The following is a 15,817-nucleotide window of genomic DNA, read 5'->3' as shown; positions in this document are numbered from 1 at the left end:
ACGCCCCTCAGCCCCCCTGCGACCCCGCACCCACGAGATGGGCGAGCGCGCCGTCGCGCAGGTACACCGGTGTGCGATCCAGGGGCGCGTCGGCGCGGACCCACGTCCCGCCGTCGTGCACCTGGCCGCTCTCAAGGTCCGTCCAGCGGGCGCCTGCGGGCAGGTACACCTCGCGCTCACGGGCCCCGGCCTCCACCACGGGGGCGACGAGCACGTCGGCGCCGAAGAGGAACTGGTCGGCCACGTCCCAGGCGGCCGGGTCGTGGGGGAACTCGTGGAACAGGCCCCGCATGACCGGCTGCCCCTCGTGGTGTGCCAGCGCCATCGTCTCGCGCGTGTAGTCGCGCAGGGCCTCGCGCAGCTCGGCGTAGCGGGCGAGGACGACGTAGACCTCCTCGCCGTAGCTCCAGAGCTCGTTGTCGGCGCCGGACGGTGAGCGACGCGATCCGTCGGCCGCCGTGACCGCGTGCTGCGGTCCGCGGTCGCCGTGCAGCCGCATGACCGGCATGAACGTGCCCATCTGGAACCAGCGGACGAGCAGCTCGTGGAACGCCGGGTCGTCGATGCGGCCGCCGCCGAAGCCGCCGATGTCCGTGGTGAACCACGGGATTCCCGCCACCCCCATGTGGATGCCGGCCGTGATCTGCCGCCGCATCGAGGCGAAGGAGGAGTGGATGTCACCCGACCAGACCAGCGCGCCGTAGCGCTGCGAACCCGCCCACGCGCACCGCACGAGGTTGACCGGACCGGTCGCCGCGGCGGGGGTCCCCGCCCGGTCGGCGACCTGACCGTCGTGCACCGCGCGGGAGAACAGCTGCGGGTAGGTGTTGCCGACCTCGAGGACCTCCCCCGTGGCGAACCGGTACGCGGCGAAGTCGTAGTCGGCGAACTCGGGCTCGGCCTCGTCCAGCCAGAACAGGTTGACGCCCTCGTAGTTGACGCGCAGCTTCTCCCACAGCCACGCCCGGGCCTCCGGGTTGGTGACGTCGAGGAATCGGGAGGGGCCCTCGAAGGACATCTGGATGTCGACGCCGCGGTCGGAGCGCACGAGACAGCCCCGTCGCGCGAGCTCGGCGAAGTTCTCCGACTCCAGCGACACCTGGGGCCAGACCGAGACCATGAGCTCGATCCCGAGCTCACGGAGCTCGGCGATCATCGCCGGCGGATCGGGCCAGAACTCCTCCTCCCACCGGAAGTCACCCATGAGCGGCCAGTGGAAGAAGTCGGCGACGATCACGTCGATGGGAAGACCGCGACGGCGGTGCTCGCGCGCGACGGCGAGCAGCTCCTCCTGGGAGGAGTACCGCAGCTTGCACTGCCAGAACCCCAGCCCGTACTCCGGCATCATCGGCGCGTGGCCGGTCGCGTCGGCGTAGCTCGAGGCGATCTCCGCCGGGGTGTCGCCCACCGTCACCCAGTAGTCGAGCTGAGAGGTGGACTCCGCGCTCCAGCAGGTCCGGTTCGTCGCGAAGGTCGCCGTGCCGACGGCGGGGTTGTGCCACAGGAACCCGTACCCGGCGCTCGACATCACGAACGGCACGCTGGCCTGGGAGTTGCGGTGCGCGAGCTCGAGGGTCGCACCCTTGAGGTCGAGGACGTCCTGCTGGTAGAGCCCCATCCCGTAGAGCTTCTCCGCCCGCGGGGAGACGAACGAGGCGTCCACCCGGTGGGTGCCACCGCGCGGATCCCACCGTCGGGCGCGGCGCTTGAGCGCGCCGCCGGGCGGCTCCTCCTCCAGCAGGAGCTCCTCGCGTCGGTAGAACGCGAGCCGGGCCGTGGATCGCGTGCACCCCGCCTGGTAGTCGTGGAATTCGTGGGCGGTCAGCACGACACGGATCTCGCCGTTGACCAGCGTCGCGCCGTCGGGGCGCACCTCGATCTCGGCCGACGGGACCTCCTCGGCCGGCTGCAGCAGCGCCCACGCGGTGTCCAGGATCTCCCCGGACAGACGTGAGCGGACCCGTACCGAGCTCGGCCCCCAGGGCTCGACGACGAGGGTCTCCCCGTCACCCCGCCACGTGAGCCGGGCGCCGTCGACGGTGAGGGCGGGGTGGGTGACGGGGTCGACAGGGGTGGCGTGCGCGCCGGACGGCGTCGTCGTCATCGAGGGACTCCAGGGTCGAGGGTGCGGAGCGGGACCGTGACCGGCGCGGCCTGCGCCGAGTCCAGGGCGGGTGCCGAGTCCAGGGCGGGTGCCGAGTCCCCGTCGGGCACCAGACCCTCCGCGACGTCCGGCACCGGCAGCACGCCGGAGCGCCAGACCAGGGTCACGATCGCGGCCGCGGGGGCGACGACGCCGAACACGACGGCGAGGCCGGGGAGCAGGTAGTAGAGGCAGAACGTCGCCACGACGATCCCCGCCGCGGCGATCCCCACGAGCGGACGCCCGAGCGCGAGGACGAGCGAGCGCCGGACCAGCGAGGCCGGCCCGCCCGAGAAGTGCGCGTGGACCAGGAAGACGGTCGAGGTCACCACGACCAGGACGGCGGTGACCACCCAGAGCACGACCTCCAGCACCGGACCGGCGGCGAGCTGCACGTTCCGCAGCGCCCGGTGGTCGTAGACGACCACGGACCAGGCCAGCGCCAGCAGCAGTCCCAGCACGTTCGCCGAGACGAGCTCCCGTCGCCACACCGCTCCGAACTCCCGCCACAGCCGGGGCCGCACGTGGGCGCCCGGCACCTCCGACGCGACCATGAGGTCGCGCCTGAGCACGGCGTGCACGGCCGCGGTGGCGGGGGCGACGCCGAGGACGACGCCCCCCAGCAGCGTGTACGCGAGCCAGAGCAGCTGCAGGTACGCGAGACGCCGCCCGACGTCGCCGACGGTGACGTTGAGACGCAGCAGGCCCCTCATCCCTTCACCGACCCGATCATCACGCCCTTCTCGAAGTACTTCTGGAGGAAGGGGTAGAGGATCACCACCGGGAGGGTGGAGACGACGATGACGCCGTACTTGATCTGGTCGGCGAACTGCTGGCCGTAGCCGCCGCCCGTTCCGCCGGCGCCACCGGCGCCCCCGGCGAAGGCCGTGTTCGATATCAGGATGTCCCGCAGCACGATCTGCAGCGGCTGCTTGTCGTAGTCGCGGATGAAGACCAGGCCGGTGAAGAAGTCGTTCCAGTGCTGGACCAGGTAGTAGAGCATGATCACGGACAGGATCGCCTTGGACAGCGGGATCGCCATCTTGAAGAAGAACGAGAAGTACGTGGCCCCGTCCAGCGTCGCCGCCTCGTGGAGCTCCTCCGGGATCGAGTTCTCGTAGAACGCCCTGGCGATGATCAGGTTGTAGACGTTGAGGGCCGACGGGAGGATGAACACCCACATGTTGTTCAGCAGACCCAGGTCCCGGTACAGCAGGTAGGTGGGGATCAGACCGCCGTTGAAGAACATCGTGAAAGCGAAGAAGAACATGAGCGGCCTGCGTGCGGCGAACTCGCGCCGCGACAGCGCGTAGGCGGCCGGGATGGTGACGAGCATGTTCACCGCGGTGCCCACCACCGTGTAGAGAATCGTGTTGCGGTAGCCCGTCCAGACGCGCTGGTCGGCGAGGATCTGCTCGTAGCCGAACCAGTTGACGCCCTGGGGCCAGAACGAGACGTTGCCGGCGCTGACCTGGGCCGGGTCGCTGATCGATGCGATCACCACGAAGAAGATCGGGTACAGGGTCACGTAGACGACCACGGCGAGCGTGACCGCCACGAAGGCGGAGAACACGAGGTCCCCCGGGGTGCGGTTCTTCAGCCTGCTGAGCATGATGCCTCCCTCCCCGTCACCAGAGACTCGTGTTGGCGACACGCTTCGCCAGCTGGTTGGCGCCCACGAGGAACGCGAAGTTGATGATCGTGTTGAACAGCCCGATCGCCGTGGAGTAGCTGAACTGGCTGCCGACGATGCCGATCTTGTAGACGTAGGTCGAGATCACTTCCGACACGGGCAGGTTCAGCGTGTTCTGCATCAGGAAGATCTTCTCGAAGCCCGTGTTGAGGACCCCACCCATGTTCAGGACGAACAGGATCACCATCGTGGGGATGAGGGCCGGGATGTCGACGTGCCGGATGATCTGGAAACGGCTCGCCCCGTCGATCCGCGCGGCCTCGTAGAGCTGGGTGTCGACGTTCGCGAGCGCCGCGAGGTAGATGATGCTGTTCCACCCGCAGTGCTGCCACACCTCGGAGATGACGTAGACGGGGACGAAGGTCGAGGTGTCACCCAGGAAGTTCACCCCGGTGATGCCGAAGTTCTCCAGGAAACGTGTGATCAGCCCGGTGCTGGGTGAGAGGAACACCTGCAGCATGCCCACGATCACCACGATCGAGATGAAGTGCGGCAGGTAGGTCGCCGTCTGGGTGAACCGCTTGCGCCGTACCCCGATCACCTGGTTGATGAGGAGGGCGAGCGCGATGGGGGCGATGAACCCGAAGACCAGGGTCGTCAGACTGATCGTGACCGTGTTCCGCATCAACGTCCAGAACTGCGGCGAGTCGAAGAACTGCTGGAAGTACTTCAGCCCGACCCATTCCCCGCCGGTCAGACCGGCGGCGAAGTCGAACTCGCGGAAGGCGAGCTGGATCCCGTACATCGGGCCGTAGGCGAAGATCGCGGTGACGACGATCGCCGGTGCGAGCATCGCCCACAGCTGCCACTGCCGGGCGAAATGCCTCTTCACGCGTGCACCGCGCGAGGGTCGGCGGCGAACCGCCACCTCCGCGGGTGGTCTCTCGAGCACAGCTGCCATGACATCTCGTTTCGTGAGGGGCCCGGGACCGGCCGCAGCCACGTTGCCGCGGCCGGTCCCGGCAGGGCGTGGCTACTTGGATGCCATGTACTCGTCGTAGTAGGTCTGCATGATGTCGATGTTCTGCTGGACGCCGAGGCCCTCGATCTGCGAGACGTAGGTGTCCCACTGGTCGGTCGCGCCGCCGGTGGTGACGAACTCGGCGAACTTGGGCATCGCGACCCCGAGGATCCCGGTGTTGTTCAGGGCCGTCGAGCTGATGTCCGCCTGGCTCATGTGGATGAACAGGCTCGGGTACACGTTGGTGTCGACGTCGAAGTCCTCGAACGCCACCTCCAGCGGCAGCGCGTCCTCGACGGCCTCGGCGAGGTCGGTCGGGAGCTCGACCTCCATGTCCTCGCGCAGGTAGATCGGCCCGTTGTCGGCGATCGACGACGTCCACTTCCAGGTCGACGGGTCCAGGTTCTCGTCCGCCGGCGGCAGGACCGTGAACTCGGTGTCCGAGACCTGCTCGACGTTCGGCCCGATGTCTCCGAACAGCACCTGGATCGACATGTCGGGGCTGTAGAACTCGTTGATGACCCGCAGCGCCGCGTCCTTGCTCCGGGTGTCCGCCGCCATGGTGATCGCGTTCCGCGTCAGGTTCTCGAAGTCGTAGGACCAGCGCACGGGGGCGGACTGACCCTCCTCCGCGAGCAGGGGCGCCACGGCCTCGTACTGCTCGTACACCCCGGGGCCGAAGCGGTCGGAGCCCGACCAGCCCCAGGAGAACCCGACCCTGGCCTCGTCGCCCGTCCCGCGGGCGACCGACTGGTAGGTGGAGTAGTCCTGGGTGAAGGCCTCGTTGCTGATGAGTCCGGCCTCCCAGCAGCGGTGCAGGAACTCGACCGTGTCGCGGTAGCGCTCGTCGGTGAAGAAGTTCTTCACCTCCCCGTCCTCGAGGAAGTAGCCCTCGCCGCCCCCGCCGGAGATCGGCAGACCCGTGCTCCCCAGGAGCGCGGACGGGTTGAAGTAGCCGAAGCCGGTCGTGCCGACAGGCGCGAAGTCCATCGGGATCTCGTCCGCCTGGCCGTTCCCGTTCGGGTCCCCCTCCTTGAACGCGACCAGGACGTCGAAGAGCTCGTCCCACGTCGTCGGCTGCTCCAGACCGAGCGTGTCCAGCCACTGCTGGTTGATGTACTGGTGCGTGATCGCCGTCGGCCAGAAGCGCTTGTAGCTCGGGATCGAGAACACCTCGCCGCTCGTCTGGGTGGCCAACGACTCGGCGCCGTCCACCTCCTCGAACAGGGCCTGCACGTTCGGCAGCGCGTCGAGGTCGTCGCTGAGGTCCTCGAACAGCGAGCCGAACGTGGACAGGTCGGCGTCGGTGATCGCGTTGTTGCCGATGATCAGGTCGGGCACGTCACCGGCGGCGAGCATCGGGTTCTTCTTCTGGTCCCAGTCGGCCGCGACCTCCTCCCAGGTGATCGAGACGTTCGCCCGCTCCTCGAGCTGGGAGACCCAGCCCATCTCGGCCATCGGCTTGGTCAGGGGGTGCTTGATCACCATGATCGTGAGCTCGGCGGGAGAGCCGTCCGCAGGATCTTCCCCGTCCGAGCCGTCGTCGCCACCGCCGCTGCACGCGGCCAGGACCAGGCTCAGCGCCGCGACGACGGACGCCGCGGCTGCGGCCCGTCCTCGCACGACCTGAGGTGCTCGCGCATTCCGTGACATGTCTCCTCCTCGAGACGGTGAGCCAGGGGGCTCGCCAGGGTTCGGCGAGGGACGGGGGTCCCTCGCGCGGCGGGTCAGAAGGTCTGGACGGGGATCCAGACCCGCATCGGACCCGGGGCGCGATTGCCCCAGGTGGCGAAGGGGATGGCGGTGGCGGTGACCGTCGCCGGATGGTCCGCGGCAGCCGTCGGCGGCGCTCCGGCCGCCGGGTAGAGCGCGTCGCCGCCGGGCACGACGGCGCACGTCACGGTGAGCGCGGTGCCCTCGCCCTCCGCGACGCCCGCCCCCGGCACGAGGACGAGGTCGTCGACCTCGACGCCGTCGAGATCGGCCTGCTCGATGCAGTAGACGAGCGGTCCGCGCTCGATCGCCAGCGTCCCGCGCACGGCGTCGACGCGGTGGTGCGCCCGGGTGAAGCGTGGCGCCAGGTCGAGGTCGAGGTCGTAGGTGGCCCCGGCGGTGAGCGGGAGCACGGCGTAGCCGTCGGTCGCTGCGGCCGCGGCGCCGTCGTCGTCGCGCACCTCGCTCGCCGACGACCAGGACGGGATCCGCACGGCCAGCCGTGCGCCGTCGACCACCTGGCCGTGCACCGACAGGCGCACCGCGCCGTCCGCCGGGTAGGAGGTCTCGATCCGCAGCACGCCGTCACCCAGGTGCTCCGGGAGGTCGATCTCCGCGCCGGCGAGGAGGTGCACCCACAGCGTGTCCGCCGTCGAGCTGGCGACGTAGCAGCTCAGCTGGGCGACGGTGCGGGCGATGTTCGGCGGGCAGCACGCGCAGACGTACCAGGGCGTGCGCGTGCGCGGGGCGTTCTCCTCGCTGTAGCGGTCGGGGCGCTGCTGCAGCGGGTTGGAGTAGAAGAAGCGGGTCCCGCTGGCGTCGATCGACGCGGCGAGGGCGTTGTGGATCTCGCGCTCGATCGTCTCGGCGAAGGTCGCGGCGCCGGCCGCCCCGCCGGCCAGCAGCATCCGCCACGTCCAGTGCAGGTCGGCGATGGTGGCGCACGTCTCCGCGTAGGCGCGCTCGCTGGGCAGCTCGTAGTCGTCGCCGAAGGCCTCGTCCCGGTGGCGCGAGCCGAAGGCGCCCGAGATGTACATCTTGCGCTCGTGCACGCTCGCCCACTGGGCGTCCATCGCCGACATCAGCGTCGCGTCACCGGTCTCGAGGTAGACGTCGGTGACACCGGCGTTGAGGTAGAGCTGGCGGACGGCGTGACCGACGGCGGAGGTCGCCTCCCGCACCGGGGCGTGGTCCTGGAAGTACCTGGCCCCGAGCCCACCGACCGGGAGCAGGCCGCGGCCGCGCAGGTCCACCATGCGCTCGGCCAGCCGCAGGTAGCGCTCCTCGCCCGTGTGCCGGTAGAGCTCGACCAGGGCCGTCTCGATCTCGGGGTGGCCGCAGATCCCGTCCTCGCGACCGGGGCCGAAGCGACGGTCGACCAGGTCGGCGAAGGACCGGGCGAGCCGCAGCAGGTCGTCGCGCCCGTTCGCCCGGCTGAGCGCCACGGCAGCCTGGATCATGTGGCCGAGCACGTACATCTCGTGCGTCAGCTCGAGCTGCACGAACTTCTTCTCGGGAGCGACGCCCTGGATGTAGGTGTGCACGTAGCCGCTCGGCTCGGCCGTGCGGGCCACGAGGCCGACGACGTCGTCGAGCCACGCGTCGAACTCCTCGGTACCGGTGCGGGCGATCTCCCACCCGACGGCCTCGATCACCTTGTACAGGTCGGAGTCGGCGAACCAGAAACCGCGGAACTCCGCGCCGGACTCGCCGACGACGCGGCGGAAGTTGTCGAGCACGCCCGAGGTCTCGAGCTGCGCGATGCAGTGCGGGATCGTCGCGGCGGCGTTGAGCTCCTGCCACTCGGCCAGCGGGCCGTGCGTCAGACGGACGGCGGCGAGATCGAGCCCGCGGTGGTCGGCGACGGCGGCGACGGGCGCGGCCGGGGCGACGGACGACACGGGGCCGGAACGGGCAGCGGCGGTGGGCACGGATGGTCTCCCTCGACCAGAGGTGGGCGTTCCCCCGGATCCCTGACCGACATCTGCGTCGGTCCCGTCCGAGGTCTGCAGGGAGTCTTGCCCGTTGATTCAGCGTTGTCAACGGCAGGACAAGAAAAAGTTCTCGGGCCGAACGGGACGGGCGCCCGACCGGTGCGGGGTCGCGTCGTGGGGCGCGGGGCCTCAACCGCTCGAGGCGCGGACGACCAGATCGGCGCCCGTGCGGACGGACCGCGACGGACCGTCGAAGCCGTCCAGCCGGTCCACGAGCATCCGGACGGCGTGCGCGACCATCTCCGCCTTGCGCGGATTGACCGACGTCAGCGACGGCGTCGTGAACTCTCCCTCGGCGGTGTCGTCGAAGCCGGTCACGGCGACGTCGCCCGGAACCTCGCGCCCGTGGGAGCGCAGCGCGCGCATCGCCCCCACCGCCACGGCGTCGTTGACGCACAGGGCGGCATCGAACCTCGCGCCCGAGCGGAGCAGCGCCACCATGGCCTCGTAGCCCGACATCCGGCGGTCCCAGTCCGACCCCGTGGTGAAGAGCAGGGGGTCGTGGGTGAGCCCGTGCTCGGCCAGCGCGCGCAGGTAGCCCTCGAAGCGCTCGCCGTCGGGCCCGTCGTGCGAGGTCGCGTTCCACACCAGTGCGATGCGCCGCCGGCCCTGCTCGAGGAGGTGGGTCGCGACGGCGTGCGCCCCCTCCTCCTCGCCCATCACGACGCAGTCGATCGCGTCGGTGGGGAGCCCGCCGAGCTGGACGACCGGCCGGGTGAGGGTGACCCCCCGGAGCATCTCCGCGAGGTGGCCGTGGGGGCAGACGATGACGCCGTCCACGTCCGGGGTGGTGAGACCCAGGGCCGCGTCGCGCTCGGCCTCGGGGTCAGGCGCGATCCGCAGGGTGGTGTCGATCCCGTGCTCGGCCAGCGCCAGGATCAGCCGCTCGGCCACCTCGGCGAAGTAGGGCTGGTAGAGCATCGGGATGACGATCGCGACGCGGCCGGTGCGCCCGGAGGCGAGGCCGCGGCCGGCGCGGTTGACCCGGTAGCCCACGCTCTCGACCGCCTCGAGCACGCGTGCGCGGGTCGTCGGCGAGGCGCCGGGGCGCCCCAGGAGCACGTTCGAGACGGTCTTGGCCGAGACCTCGGCGACCAGCGCGACGTCCTGGAGGGTGGGCTGCTGTCCGGCGGTCACGAGAGCGACGCTCCGAGGGTCGACTCGCGACGGACCAGGTCGACCGGCGAGATGACGCGTCTCGGCGTCGGATCCCCCAGGCCGGACAACCGGTCCGCGAGGAGGTCCAGCGTGGAACGGGCGAGCCTGTGCGTGCCGGGGTCGATCGTGGTGAGGGACGGTGTCGAGAACGTGCTGTCGTCGAGGTTGTCGAAGCCGGCGACGGCGATGTCGTCCGGCACCGCGATCCCCCGCTGCGCGAGCACCGCGAGCACGCCGAGGGCGAGCTCGTCGCTCCCGCAGAGCACGGCGTCGGCGTCGGGGAACGCCTCGAGCAGCCGAGGGGTGGCCAGCGCGGCCTGGGCGCGGTACCGCAGTCCGGCGACCCCGGCCGTCGACGGCGTGAGCCCGGCCAGCCGCAGCGCCCTCGCCACCACCCGCTCGCCGTCGGGAAACCGGTCGAAGCCGAGCATCACCGGGCGCTGGCGCCCCATCACCACCAGGTGCCGGGCGAGGAGCGTGGCTGACTCCACGAGGTCGGGGTCGACCGAGTCGACGCCGGTCGCCTCGCCCGCGTGGAGGGTGACGACCGGGTCCTGGGCCCGCAGCCCGTCGAGCTGCGTAGCGTCCTGCTGCCCGATGAGGACGACGCCGTCGACGGCGCGTCCGAGGCTCGCCAGGATCGCCCGGGTGCGTTCCGGCAGGCCCTGGACCGGCTCGACGGCGGCCTGCAGCCCCCGCCGGTACACCTCGGAGACAACGGCCTCGGCCAGTCCGGAGACGTACGGCCGGCGCAGCTCGGGCACCGCCACCGCGATGACCCCCGTCCGCCCCGTGCGCAGGGAGCGCGCGCTCCCGTTCGGGACCCACTCGAGCTCGGCGATGGCCGATCTCACGCGCGCCACGACCTCCGGACGCGTGTGCGGCTCGAGGTTGACCACGCGCGAGACCGTCTTGAGCGAGACGCCGGCGAGCGCGGCGACGTCGCGCATCGTGGCTGGCATGGGGACAGGGTAGGGACGAACCGGTCCGATCGGCGACCGGACGCGGTGCGCCGGTGGCGCGGGCCGGCCCGGGGGCGGGGCCGGGATGGGGGCTGGATCAGGGCTGGACGAGGACGGTACGCGTGGTGTTAACGTTAAAGCGACGCACCACCGCACGGCCCGCCGCGACGACGCGGACCGCGGCCCCGCCACCCTCACCGCGAAGAAGGTCCTCCCATGGCGACGTCGCCGACACCCGCTCCCCCGATGGGTTGGAACAGCTGGGACTGCTTCGGTACCACGGTCACCGAGACCGAGGTGCTCGCGAACGCCGCCTTCATGGCGGAGCACCTCCTGCCGTACGGCTGGAACACGGTGGTGATCGACATCGACTGGTCCGACCCCACCGCGCGCTCGCACGGCTACAACGCCGACGCCCCCCTCGCGCTGGACGCCCACGGCCGGCTCGTGCCCGACGTCGGGCGGTTCCCGAGCTCCGCCGACGGCGCCGGGTTCGGCCCGATCGCCGAGAAGATCCACGCGCTCGGGCTGCGGCTGGGGATCCACATCATGCGGGGCGTCCCCCGCCTCGCCACCGAGCGCGACTGTCCGGTGCTGGGGACCACGCACACCGTGCGCGAGATCGCCGATCCGACGAACCGGTGCGAGTGGAACCCTGACATGGACGGGCTCGACCACACCCACCCGGCCGCCCAGGCGTACTACGACTCGATCGTCGCGCTCTACGCCTCGTGGGGCGTCGACTTCCTCAAGGCCGACGACATGCTCTGGCCCTACCAGGCCGCCGACATCGAGGCGCTCGACTCCGCGATCTCCCGGAGCGGGCGCGCGATCGAGCTCTCCCTCTCCCCCGGCCGTGACCTCTCGCTATCGCGGCTCGAGCACCTTCGCGAGCACGCCACGATGTGGCGCATCTGCGACGACCTGTGGGACTCCTGGGACGACGTCGAGGCGAACTTCGCGCGGTTCGCGCGGTGGGCGCCGCACGCCGGCGAGCGCGGCTGGCCGGACGGCGACATGCTGCCGCTCGGCCGGATCGGTATCCGTGCCGAGCGCGGCGAGCCCCGTGACGACCGCCTCACGCCGGCCGAGCGCCGGACGCTGCTCTCGCTCTGGATCATCGCGCGCTCGCCCCTCATGGTCGGCGGCGACCTGCCCACGAGCGACCCCGACACGATCGCGCTGCTGCAGCGACCCGACGTGCTCGCGATCCTCACCGGCTCGAGCGGCAACCGGGAGGTGTTCCGCGAGGGAGATCTCGTGCTGTGGACCGCGGCCGGGGTCGACGGCGTCCGGTACGCCGCCGCGTTCAACCTGGGGTCGGCGCCGCTCGGGGTGGCGCTCGACGCCGGGGACCTCGACCTCCCGTCCGCGCTGGACGGGGAGATCGAGGACCTCTGGAGCGGCGAGGCCGTGGCGACCTCGGTCGTGACCGAGCAGAGCGACACCGCCCGGGGCGTGGCTCCCGGCAGCACCGCGATCCCGGTGACGATCGAGCCCCACGGCGTCGCCCTGCTCCGCTACTCGCCGGCCTGACCCGGTCGGGTGGCCTCGCCCGGCGGGGTCGGCTGAGTGGCCTCAGCCCGGCCAGTGGCGGACGAGCGCCTCGTGCTCGTCGCGGAACAGACCGATCACGGCGCCGTGCTTGGTGGCCTCGGGCAGCTGCAGCTCGACCGGGTCCCAGCGGCCGGAGTCGAGGTCGGTCGTCACGTAGGCGTGGTACCCCTGCGGCAGTCGTGAGTACTGGTCCACCCAGAGGTACCAGCGCTGGGCCCCGTTCTCCTGGAACACGAGCGGCCCCTCCACCTGCGGGGCCACGTCGTCGCCGATGTTGCGGGCGAGAGTGGTGACGTCCTCGGCGAACAGGGCGTCCCCGCGCTGGTGGAACACCTGCCAGGTGTCGGGCGCGGCGTCGTCCTGCTTCGCGAAGCGGTGCACCCCGACGGGCGTCACGTGCAGCGTCATGTCGATCACGCCGCCCGGCAGCTCGAGGTAGGTCTCGGCCGGCGTGAACGTCACGAAGTCGCGGGTGCGCGTGATCATGATGCGGCTGGGGCCGGTCCCCCGCTGCTCGGGGTCCGGATCGTCGGGGTCCCCGCTCGCCGCCAGCCCGGCCGAGAAGTGGACGAGGTACTCGCCGGCGACCGGGTCGTAGATCGCCTCGGGCGCCCACGCCATCCCGGCCGACGGCGGAGCCACCGTCACGAGGCGGGGCTCCGACCACGTCAGGAGGTCGGGCGAGTCCCACACCACCAGGTCCCGGCTGCCCCGGTGGCGGTAGGCCCACCAGTCGGGTCCCTCCGGGCGCCAGACGCGCAGGTCCGTCGCCACGATGTGGAACCCGTCAGGGCCGCGCACGACGTGCGGATCGCGCACCCCACCGGTCCCCGCCGTGGACTCGAGGACCGGACGGCCGCCGTTCAGCCGCGTCCAGCGCAGCGGGTCGTCGCCGACCGAGAGCGAGAGATGGATCTTCTCGGCGTGACCGACCTGGTCCTCCACGAAGTGGACCAGGAGGTACCCGTGACGCTCACGCTCCGCCGCCACCTCCGCCGTCGTCGTCATCCCGCCGCCCTCAGGCCAGCGCCAGCGAGACGGTCACGTACGAGTGCGCGGGCAGGTCGACCTCGAGCCCGCGCGCGTGCGCACGCACGCCGTCGTGCGCGGCGGGGGCGACGGCGTCGGGCGCCTGCGGGGTGTTGTGCGTCTGCAGCGTGGGGGCGGTGAGCACCCGGGCCGAGAACTCCGTGACGTCGCGCCCGCGCAGGTCGAGCACGATGGTCCGCGCGTGCCCGGCGTCGAGGTTCGACAGCGAGACCAGGGCCGAGGTGTCCGTGGTGGACGCTGAGGCCGACACCAGCGAGAGCTCGCCCCCCGCCACCTCCCTGGTGGGCAGCTCGCCCTTGAGGCTGACGGCCAGCGTCGAGGCGTCGTGGTGCCCGACGTTCATCGCGAACACGTGGTAGCTGGGGGTCAGGACGAGGGCGCCCGTGTCGGGGTCCGTGAGGACCATCGCCTGCAGGACGTTGACGGTCTGGGCGATGTTCGCCATCGAGATGCGGTCGGCGAACGCGTGGAAGACGTCGAAGTGGACGCTCGCCACGAGGGCGTCGCGCAGGGTGTTCTGCTGGTACAGGAAGCCCGGGTTGGTGCCGGGCTCGACGTCGAACCAGGTGCCCCACTCGTCGACGACGAGGCCGACCCGGCGCTGCGGGTCGTAGCAGTCCATGACGGCCGCGTGACCGGCCACGAGCTCCTCGATGCGCCGCGCGTTCCGCATCGTGGCGTAGTAGTCGTCGGTGTCGAAGTCCGTGGCGGAGCCCTTCGTCTCCCACGCCCCGGAGTGCGTGTAGTAGTGCAGCGAGAGCCCTTGGAAGAAGCCGGCGGGCTGGCGCGTGCAGCCCAGGCAGTTGAGCTCTTTCATCAAGGTCTCGGTCCAGCGGTAGTCGTCGACGTTCGCTCCGGCGGCGATCTTGTAGACGACGTTGTCGCCGTGGTTGCGCACGTACGTGCCGTACTGCCGGGCGAGGGCCGCGTAGGAGTCGGCGGTCATGTTTCCGCCGCAGCCCCAGGCCTCGTTCCCGATCCCGAAGAACGGGACCCGCCAGGGCTCGTCGCGGCCGTTGGCGCGGCGGAGCGTGGCCATCGGCGACTCGTCCCCGCGGGTGAGGTACTCCACCCACTCGCTCATCTCTTGCACGGTGCCCGACCCGACGTTCCCGTTCACGTAGGGGTCGGCTCCGAGCATCTCGCACAGCTGCATGAACTCGTGGGTGCCGAAGGAGTTGTCCTCCACGACGTCGCCCCAGTGGGAGTTCACCATCCGCGGGCGGTCCTCGCGCGGGCCGATGCCGTCGCGCCAGTGGTAGTCGTCGGCGAAGCACCCGCCGGGCCAGCGCAGGTTGGGGATGCTCAGAGCCTTCAGCGCCTCGACGACGTCGAGCCGGATGCCCCCCTCGTTCGGGATCTCGGAGTCCTCCCCGACCCAGAACCCTCCGTAGATGCAGCGTCCCAGGTGCTCGGCGAAGTGGCCGTAGACGTGGCGCGAGATCGTGGCGCCGGGCAGGTCGAGATTGATGATGGCTGTCAGAGCGTCGTCGGTCATGGCCGTCCTTCGGGTGTGGGTGGGGCGGGTGGGTGGGTGGGTGGGTGGGGGTCGGTGGCTGGCGGGAGTGGCTGGCGTGAGCGACCTCAGCCGCTGGACTCGCGCTCGACCAGCACGAACGGGGCGACGTGGGCGACGGCGGGGCCGGCACGCCCCTCGATCCGCTCCACGAGGGTCGCGACGGCGAGCTCGGCCATCCAGTCGTGGTCCGGCCGCACGGACGAGAGGGACGGCACCGCGTACGGCGACTCGTCGAGGTCGTCGAAGCCGACGACCCGCACCTGTCCCGGCACCGTGCGGCCGGCATCGGCGAGTCCCCGCAGCACCCCGAGGGCCAGCGTGTCGGTCGCTGCGACGACGCCGTCGACCCCGGCCGGCAGAGCGCGCGCCGCGGCCCGCCCGGCCTCCATCGACAGCGTCGGCGCGGCGATCCTGACCGGTGACTGGCCCAGGTCGGCCACGGCGGACTCGTACCCGGCGAGGCGGCGCGCCAGCCCGTCGGGGCGGTCGGAGGCCTCGGGCCCCATGAACGCGATCCGCCGCGAGCCCTGCGTCCACAGGTGCCGGGTCGCGGCCTCGGCCCCGACGTCGTTCGGCATGCTGACGTGGTCGATCTCGCGGTCCGGCGCACGCTCGCCGAGCAGCACGAGGGGCGTGTCGGCGGCGTAGCCCCGGAGGTCCGACGGGTCGGCGTCGACCACCGACAGGATCAGCCCGTCCAGGGCCGTGCGCCGGGACGTCGCGATCGCCTCGACCTCACCCGCCACCCGTGCGCCCGTCTGCTCGACGGCGAGGCGGTAGCCGCGGGCGGCCGCGACCGCCCCGACCCGGACGGCGAGCTGACCGAAGTAGGCGGCGCCGAGCGAGGGGACGGCGAGGCCGATCACCCCGGTCCGTCCCGACTTGAGCGCCTGGGCCGAGGGGTTGGGGCGGTAGCCCGTGGCGACGATCGCCTCCTGGACCCGGCGACGCACGTCGTCACTGACGCCGGGACGGTCGTGGACGACGTTGGAGACGGTCATCGCGGAGACGCCGACCAGTCTGGCCACGTCGGCAAGAGTCACCACGGCACGCTCCTTCGCCTGCAG

Annotated in this window: 12 protein-coding genes; 1 reads left to right on the top strand and 11 read right to left on the bottom strand. The window is 71.3% G+C overall.

Going from position 1 to position 15,817, the window contains the following annotated elements:
• Window positions 1–7: 7 nt before the first annotated feature.
• The 8 genes from C8046_RS15385 to C8046_RS15350 all read right to left on the bottom strand — a co-directional run bounded on the left by C8046_RS15385 (window position 8) and on the right by C8046_RS15350 (window position 10,624).
• Window positions 8–2,104 carry a TIM-barrel domain-containing protein gene (locus tag C8046_RS15385; RefSeq protein ID WP_109230199.1) on the bottom strand — a complete coding sequence of 699 codons (2,097 nt, stop codon included), beginning with the start codon at window positions 2,102–2,104 and terminating at the stop codon, window positions 8–10.
• Window positions 2,101–2,856, bottom strand: coding sequence for a YesL family protein (locus tag C8046_RS15380; RefSeq protein WP_109230198.1), 756 nt, complete (start codon window positions 2,854–2,856; stop codon window positions 2,101–2,103). Before C8046_RS15380 ends, C8046_RS15385 begins: the two co-directional genes overlap by 4 nt.
• Window positions 2,853–3,755, bottom strand: a complete 903-nt coding sequence (locus C8046_RS15375; RefSeq protein ID WP_109230197.1) for a carbohydrate ABC transporter permease — start codon at window positions 3,753–3,755, stop codon at window positions 2,853–2,855. Before C8046_RS15375 ends, C8046_RS15380 begins: the two co-directional genes overlap by 4 nt.
• Window positions 3,756–3,771: 16 nt before the next feature.
• A complete protein-coding gene (locus tag C8046_RS15370) occupies window positions 3,772–4,668 on the bottom strand; it encodes an ABC transporter permease (protein ID WP_235866356.1) in 897 nt (298 codons plus the stop codon).
• A 141-nt stretch (window positions 4,669–4,809) separates the two neighbouring features.
• Window positions 4,810–6,450 (bottom strand): extracellular solute-binding protein, encoded by a 1,641-nt coding sequence (locus C8046_RS15365; protein ID WP_109230195.1) that lies wholly within the window; start codon window positions 6,448–6,450, stop codon window positions 4,810–4,812.
• A 74-nt stretch (window positions 6,451–6,524) separates the two neighbouring features.
• Window positions 6,525–8,441: a glycoside hydrolase family 127 protein gene (locus C8046_RS15360; protein ID WP_109230194.1), complete on the bottom strand. Its 1,917-nt coding sequence runs from the start codon at window positions 8,439–8,441 to the stop codon at window positions 6,525–6,527.
• Window positions 8,442–8,633: 192 nt separating this feature from the next.
• Window positions 8,634–9,641: a LacI family DNA-binding transcriptional regulator gene (locus C8046_RS15355; protein ID WP_109230193.1), complete on the bottom strand. Its 1,008-nt coding sequence runs from the start codon at window positions 9,639–9,641 to the stop codon at window positions 8,634–8,636.
• Window positions 9,638–10,624 carry a LacI family DNA-binding transcriptional regulator gene (locus C8046_RS15350; RefSeq protein ID WP_109230192.1) on the bottom strand — a complete coding sequence of 329 codons (987 nt, stop codon included), beginning with the start codon at window positions 10,622–10,624 and terminating at the stop codon, window positions 9,638–9,640. The genes C8046_RS15355 and C8046_RS15350 overlap by 4 nt, the downstream gene beginning before the upstream one ends.
• A 246-nt stretch (window positions 10,625–10,870) precedes the next feature.
• Here C8046_RS15350 and C8046_RS15345 point away from each other — a divergent pair, with 246 nt between their 5' ends.
• The gene (locus C8046_RS15345) at window positions 10,871–12,160 is read left to right on the top strand and encodes a glycoside hydrolase family 27 protein (protein ID WP_235866355.1); all 1,290 of its coding nucleotides are present in this window, start codon (window positions 10,871–10,873) and stop codon (window positions 12,158–12,160) included.
• A gap of 42 nt (window positions 12,161–12,202) precedes the next feature.
• Here C8046_RS15345 and C8046_RS15340 read toward each other — a convergent pair whose 3' ends face one another.
• The 3 genes from C8046_RS15340 to C8046_RS15330 all read right to left on the bottom strand — a co-directional run bounded on the left by C8046_RS15340 (window position 12,203) and on the right by C8046_RS15330 (window position 15,796).
• Window positions 12,203–13,189 carry a glycoside hydrolase family 43 protein gene (locus tag C8046_RS15340; protein WP_109230190.1) on the bottom strand — a complete coding sequence of 329 codons (987 nt, stop codon included), beginning with the start codon at window positions 13,187–13,189 and terminating at the stop codon, window positions 12,203–12,205.
• Window positions 13,190–13,199: 10 nt separating this feature from the next.
• Entirely contained in the window at window positions 13,200–14,729 is a 1,530-nt protein-coding gene (locus C8046_RS15335) for an alpha-N-arabinofuranosidase (protein ID WP_109230189.1), read from the bottom strand.
• 86 nt (window positions 14,730–14,815) lie between these two features.
• Window positions 14,816–15,796: a LacI family DNA-binding transcriptional regulator gene (locus C8046_RS15330; RefSeq protein ID WP_199224499.1), complete on the bottom strand. Its 981-nt coding sequence runs from the start codon at window positions 15,794–15,796 to the stop codon at window positions 14,816–14,818.
• Window positions 15,797–15,817: the final 21 nt, after the last annotated feature.

This window comes from Serinibacter arcticus (genome assembly GCF_003121705.1).
Taxonomy (GTDB): Bacteria; Actinomycetota; Actinomycetes; order Actinomycetales; family Beutenbergiaceae; genus Litorihabitans.
This window is presented reverse-complemented; position numbering and strand designations above follow the sequence as displayed.

Excerpts from the sequence above, each read along its gene's own strand:
- C8046_RS15385 (WP_109230199.1), bottom strand. The coding sequence starts at position 2,104 with ATGACGACGACGCCGTCCGGCGCGCACGCCACCCCTGTCGACCCCGTC.
- C8046_RS15380 (WP_109230198.1), bottom strand. The coding sequence starts at position 2,856 with ATGAGGGGCCTGCTGCGTCTCAACGTCACCGTCGGCGACGTCGGGCGG.
- C8046_RS15375 (WP_109230197.1), bottom strand. The coding sequence starts at position 3,755 with ATGCTCAGCAGGCTGAAGAACCGCACCCCGGGGGACCTCGTGTTCTCC.
- C8046_RS15365 (WP_109230195.1), bottom strand. The coding sequence starts at position 6,450 with ATGTCACGGAATGCGCGAGCACCTCAGGTCGTGCGAGGACGGGCCGCA.
- C8046_RS15350 (WP_109230192.1), bottom strand. The coding sequence starts at position 10,624 with ATGCCAGCCACGATGCGCGACGTCGCCGCGCTCGCCGGCGTCTCGCTC.
- C8046_RS15345 (WP_235866355.1), top strand. The coding sequence starts at position 10,871 with ATGGGTTGGAACAGCTGGGACTGCTTCGGTACCACGGTCACCGAGACC.
- C8046_RS15340 (WP_109230190.1), bottom strand. The coding sequence starts at position 13,189 with ATGACGACGACGGCGGAGGTGGCGGCGGAGCGTGAGCGTCACGGGTAC.
- C8046_RS15335 (WP_109230189.1), bottom strand. The coding sequence starts at position 14,729 with ATGACCGACGACGCTCTGACAGCCATCATCAATCTCGACCTGCCCGGC.